Here is a 1,567-nt window from a genome sequence, read left to right on the forward strand (position 1 = left end):
AATTACGCAACAAAGCCCCGAAAAAGGAAGCGGTAAAGCGTGACGCTACTTGTAGGCTTTGTCATTCAGATAAACATAAAACACCGCGCTACAAGCGTGGAGAATTAGATTACATCTAGGTAAACGTATGGGATATAGGGAAAACTTGTTGAATGCCATTGAGGGGGATCATGATCACCCTTTAAATTGTGGTGTTCCGATGCAAATACATCATTTATTATCTAAAAAAGGTGCGATTGAATCAGGGAATAAGTCAATTCTTGAGTCATATGGTTATGATATTAATGAAATAGGTAATTTGGTTGCATTACCATCTACTTTTGCTGGTGCATGCCATTTAGAAGTTCAATTACATCGAGGTAATCATATTTCATTTTCAAATAGTGACGATGATGACGAACCCTACCATGACTACGTGCAAAAGTTGATGGTAAAAACACTCAAAAAGATAGAAAAAGAATGTGAAGAGGGTAGCGAAAAAAAGTCCAGTCTAGAATGAACAGCAAGAGTAAAGTGTTATTATCAGACATAAAATCATTCCGAATTAGATTAACTAGAGTTCACAAATACTTTAAAAATGGGAATTGTGGTTGCAACGGACTTGGAACCAAAATTGACAATTTTAGTATCGATGATTTGGCTAAATCAGAAAACAAAGATGATAATATTTGTAATCGAAATCATTCAGAATTTACTCGCTATAAAAAGAGAGTTTATACATTAGAGGTAGGTAGCGTGAACTATAACAACGAATATTACGTAATGACTCCCAACTTTGACATGGTAGGGTTTAAAGTGATTCCAACAGAATCAACAGCTTTAAGACGGTTTCATTATCGAAAACAAATTTACGGTGAGCCAGCTCTGCGTTTTTATAGTAAAGGTAATGAGATTATTGATAATACAATGCCTATGCTGTTTTGCACTCCCAGTGTCATAATATCTGAATCATTAAAAGAGTTAATTGATGACAATATTTACGGAGGGAGTTTATACCCCGTTATAATAAATGACGAATGTGATAATTACTTTTTGATTAACATCTATGAAGAGTTAGATTGTTGGGATAGAAGTAAATCAACCTACGAACAACAGGATCCTGATGAAGATCCCCACGTTATTAACTATCATTTGGACGTCGACGTTTTAGATAAAATAAAAGAGTCAGAACGGTTAATATTTAAAATGGGGGGGGATGACTTATCTCCTTTCATTGTTCATGACAAAATAAAAAGAAAAATAGAAAAAAAAGTACCTTACGTAAATTTCTTTTCATTAGAAACATATCAACTTGGCGATGAGTATTAATTCTTAATTCGAAAATAATCTTTTTATTCATATGTTTAGAGAGCGCCCGGGGCGCTTTTCATCTAGTTTGTGTTGCAATTTTCGAGTTAATCGAACAAAACGCCTTCTGATGTTTGCTTAACAACAGTCGGTAAACCTGTTGTTCCTATCCCTTATGGCAATAATGCAAAGTCCGCTGATTTAGCAGGCGGCACCATTACCGTTTCTATGGATGGTGGTAACAGCATTGCTATCAAAGGAGGCTTTGTTGCGTAATTCA

At 35.1% G+C, this 1,567-nt stretch carries 2 protein-coding genes and 1 pseudogene; all 3 read left to right on the forward strand.

The window, feature by feature from the left end:
- Window positions 1–148 precede the first annotated feature (148 nt).
- Window positions 149–499 carry an AHH domain-containing protein gene (locus tag AB4180_RS22690; protein ID WP_157936316.1) on the forward strand — a complete coding sequence of 117 codons (351 nt, stop codon included), beginning with the start codon at window positions 149–151 and terminating at the stop codon, window positions 497–499.
- A complete protein-coding gene (locus AB4180_RS22695; RefSeq protein ID WP_102249051.1) occupies window positions 496–1,308 on the forward strand; it encodes an imm11 family protein in 813 nt (270 codons plus the stop codon). Before AB4180_RS22690 ends, AB4180_RS22695 begins: the two co-directional genes overlap by 4 nt.
- 90 nt (window positions 1,309–1,398) lie before the next feature.
- A pseudogene (locus AB4180_RS22700) lies at window positions 1,399–1,548 on the forward strand (PAAR-like domain-containing protein); the annotation flags it as partial.
- Window positions 1,549–1,567: the final 19 nt, after the last annotated feature.

It is taken from the genome of Vibrio sp. 10N.286.49.C3 (assembly GCF_041469545.1).
GTDB classification, from domain to species: Bacteria; Pseudomonadota; Gammaproteobacteria; order Enterobacterales; family Vibrionaceae; genus Vibrio; species Vibrio tasmaniensis_A.

Bases quoted from the DNA above. Each gene is read 5' to 3' on its own strand.
- AB4180_RS22695 (WP_102249051.1), top strand. From the start codon at position 496: ATGAACAGCAAGAGTAAAGTGTTATTATCAGACATAAAATCATTCCGA.